This window comes from Streptomyces sp. NPDC001709, assembly GCF_053596375.1.
The window spans coordinates 1-3100 of the sequence record NZ_JBSFGB010000128.1 but is presented as its reverse complement, the minus strand read 5'-3'; the positions used below and the strand labels follow the sequence as shown (position 1 = coordinate 3100).

Genomic DNA, 3100 nt, shown 5'->3' with positions numbered 1-3100 from the left:
CCCACCGCACTCCAGGACCTCCTGACCCAGATCCTCACCGGCCCCCACCACACCACCCACGCCCGGCAACTGAAGAAAGAACACGACACCCTGCCCACGCCGAACCAAATCCTGGCCGAGCTGGAGGCACTGGTACGCGACGGCCGTTCCGGCGTGTCCGCGTACCCCGCGCCCACGCCCCGCTGAAGGAGCCCTGAGGAGCTTCATGCGCACCCTGTTCGTGACCTGGGCCTGGCCCTCCCACCTCTACCCCATGGTTCCGCTCGCCGGCGCGACGCGGGCGGCGGGACACGAGGTGCTGCTGTGCTGCCCGCCGTCGCTGGTACCGGTCGCTGTACGCACGGGGCTGCCCACCGCCGCGGTGGGAAGCAACGTCGACATGACACCGACCGTGCGAAAGATGGTCGACCGAGCCAGCCCGGGCGGCTCCGAACGGTATCCGCACCGGCCGCGGGACACCGGCCGGCCGCCGACCCCGCTCGACATCTTCGCCAGGATGGCCGACGCCATGGCAGACGGGCTGCTCGACCTCGTACGGCGCTGGCAGCCCGACGTCATCGTCTACGACGCCACCACCTACGCCGCCCCGGCCGTGGGCCGGGCGTGCGGAATCCCCACCGTCCGGCATCTGTGGGGCGTCGACTTCACCTACCTGCTGCGTGACTTCGAGACACAGGCGTTCGGACCACTCTGGGAGCGTCTTGGTCTGGGCGAGCCCGTCCTGAGCGGCAGCACGCCCACGCTCGACCCGTGCCCGCCCGCACTGCAGGTACCGGTCGCCTATTCCGCGCACCGCCTGCGCCACCTCCCCTACAACGGGGCCGGCCACCGGCAGCCCCGTCCGCTGCCGCCGCGGCAGCGCCCACGGCTGTGTGTCACCTGGGGCACCACCAGCAGCGCGATCGGCGGTGATCCGGTGCTCACAGAAGTCCTGCGGGGCGCCGCCGACCTGGACATGGACGTACTGTTCGCGACCACAGGCCAGGAGAACGTGCCCGAGGACCTGCCCCGGAACTGGCACATCGCCGTCATGCAGCCGCTGAACCAGCTGCTGCGCGACTGCGACGCGGTGATCAGCCCCGGCGGCTCCGGCACGGTACTGACCACGGTCGCCGCCGGATTGCCCCAGATGGTGGTACCGCTGCTGCCCGACCAGGAAGTCACCGCCGAACGCCTGGAGGCGACCGGAGCCGGGCTGCGCGTCGCATCACGCGAGGTGAGCCGGGAACGCGTGGCGAAGGCCCTGACCACTCTGCTCGACGACAAGCGTCACACGCGGGCCGCGCGCCGGCTCCGCGGGGAGATGGCCGCACAGCCGTCACCGGTGAGCACCGTCCGTCTCCTGGATCGACTGGCGGGCCGGACTCCCGGCGAGAGAGAACCTCAGTGATCGTGTCAAGCGGTCTGCGTGACCGAGAGGGTGGACGTGGACAGCCCCTGGTCACGCCGCATCTCCCGCAGCGCATCGACCCTGCGCCGGGCGAGCGTGAGCAGCGCCTGGGCGTGGATCAGCCCTTCGGCGCGCTTTTCGAGGCAGTACTCCCGCGACGGCCCCGGCCGCATCATCGCGGACCGGGCGGACATGCGGAACAGCCGGCCCGGAGGTCTGTTGGGCTTGGTGCGGTGGCGGTTGCCGGTGCGGCGCCCCGAGTCGCGGGGCACCGGTGCCAGACCGGCGTGGGAGGCCAGGCGGCCGGCGTCGTGGTAGCCGGAGGGCGAACGCACCACCAGCCACACCCGTTCCTCCCGGACCCGCCCGACATTCTCAAGGACACACCATGCGCATCCTGCTGACGGCCTGGTCGTGGCCCACCCACTACCACTGGCTGACACCGGTGGCCTGGGCGTGCCGCGCCCAGGGCCACGAAGTTCTCGTGGCCGTGCCGCCGGCCGGGGTGAGCGGCGTGATCCGCGCCGGCCTGCCGGCCGTCGCCACGGGGGCCGACTACGACGTTGCGCCGGTGATCGAGAAATACTACTGGTCATCGCCGATCGCCGAGACCGCCGCACGCGGCGAGCACGTGGACTGGGAGCGCGCGCGGCAGGCCGGCGAACAGCCGCTGTCCGTCTATGCGTTGCTCGCTGACGTCATGCAGGACGCGCTGCTCCGGCTGGTACGTTCCTGGCGGCCGGACCTGATCGTGTACGACGGCGTCCACTACGCCGCGCCCCTCGCGGCCGCCGCGTGCGGCGTCCCGGCGGTACGGCAGATCTGGGGTGTGGACTTCAGCGCCTGCCTCGCCCCGTTCGCCGAGGAGGCCCTCGCCCGCCACCGTGTCCGGCTTGGACTGGACGAGGTCGACGTGCTGGGCAGTGCCACGCTCGACCCCTGCCCGCCGAGCATGCAACTACGCGACGCGGTCTGCCGGCTGCCGGTGTGTCATCCCCCGCACAACGGCTCTGCGCGGGCGCCCCGCTGGGTACTCGACCGGCCCCGCCGCCCCCGGGTCTGCGTGACCTGGGGCACGGTCTCGCACCTGTTCAGCGGGCGCATCGTGCCGCTGAGCCGAGTGCTGGACGCCCTGGCCCCGCTCAATGTCGAGGTGGTCGCCGCCGTGTCCGCGCGCGACCGCGCCGAACTCGGGAGCGTGCCGGAAAACGCGCGGATCGTCGAGGACTTGCCGCTGCACCTCTTCCTCGACAGCTGTGACCTGGTGGTCTCGCAGGGCGGAGGTGGCGTGACCACGACGGCGATCCACGCGGGCGTACCGCAGCTGACCGTGCCGCGCACCAGCGAACAGGTGCTCACCTCCCGGGCCCTGCAGGCAACGGGAGCGGCGGACATGATCCCACTTGCGCAGGCCACCCCAGAACGGGTGGCAGAGCACGTCCAGGCACTCGTTGGATCGTCCGCCCACATGGCCGCGGCTCGCGCGCTGCGTGACGAGATCCGCGCCCAGCCCTCACTGGCCGACGCCGTTCACGAACTGGTCGCGATCGCAACGCCGACGAAGAAAGGGTGATCCCTTGCGCGTGCTGTTCACGGTCTGGAACTGGGTGACGCACTACTACCCGTTGGTGCCGCTCGCGTCGGCGGCGCGTGCGGCGGGTCACGAGGTGGTGGTGGCCACCCAGCCGGGCCTGGTGCCCACTGTGCTGC

At 71.7% G+C, this 3100-nt stretch carries 3 protein-coding genes and 1 pseudogene; 3 read left to right on the top strand and 1 reads right to left on the bottom strand.

Features of this window, described 5'->3' with window-relative positions:
* Both ACWC0C_RS48155 and ACWC0C_RS48150 read left to right on the top strand, forming a co-directional pair.
* Nucleotides 1–186: pseudogene (locus tag ACWC0C_RS48155) on the top strand (hypothetical protein); the annotation flags it as partial.
* Between the two features lie 19 nt (nt 187–205).
* A complete protein-coding gene (locus ACWC0C_RS48150) occupies nt 206–1390 on the top strand; it encodes a glycosyltransferase (protein ID WP_450871523.1) in 1185 nt (394 codons plus the stop codon).
* 5 nt (nt 1391–1395) lie between these two features.
* On the opposite strand, the gene ACWC0C_RS48145 is transcribed toward ACWC0C_RS48150, so the two are convergent.
* A complete protein-coding gene (locus ACWC0C_RS48145; RefSeq protein WP_450871522.1) occupies nt 1396–1833 on the bottom strand; it encodes a transposase in 438 nt (145 codons plus the stop codon).
* On the opposite strand from ACWC0C_RS48145, the gene ACWC0C_RS48140 reads away from it, so the two are divergent.
* Complete coding sequence (locus ACWC0C_RS48140) at nt 1779–2963, top strand: nucleotide disphospho-sugar-binding domain-containing protein (protein WP_450871521.1); 1185 nt, start codon at nt 1779–1781, stop codon at nt 2961–2963. The genes ACWC0C_RS48145 and ACWC0C_RS48140 overlap by 55 nt on opposite strands.
* The last annotated feature ends 137 nt before the right edge of the window (nt 2964–3100 follow it).

Coding starts and splice junctions, on each gene's coding strand:
- ACWC0C_RS48150 (WP_450871523.1), top strand. CDS start 206: ATGCGCACCCTGTTCGTGACCTGGGCCTGGCCCTCCCACCTCTACCCC.
- ACWC0C_RS48140 (WP_450871521.1), top strand. CDS start 1,779: ATGCGCATCCTGCTGACGGCCTGGTCGTGGCCCACCCACTACCACTGG.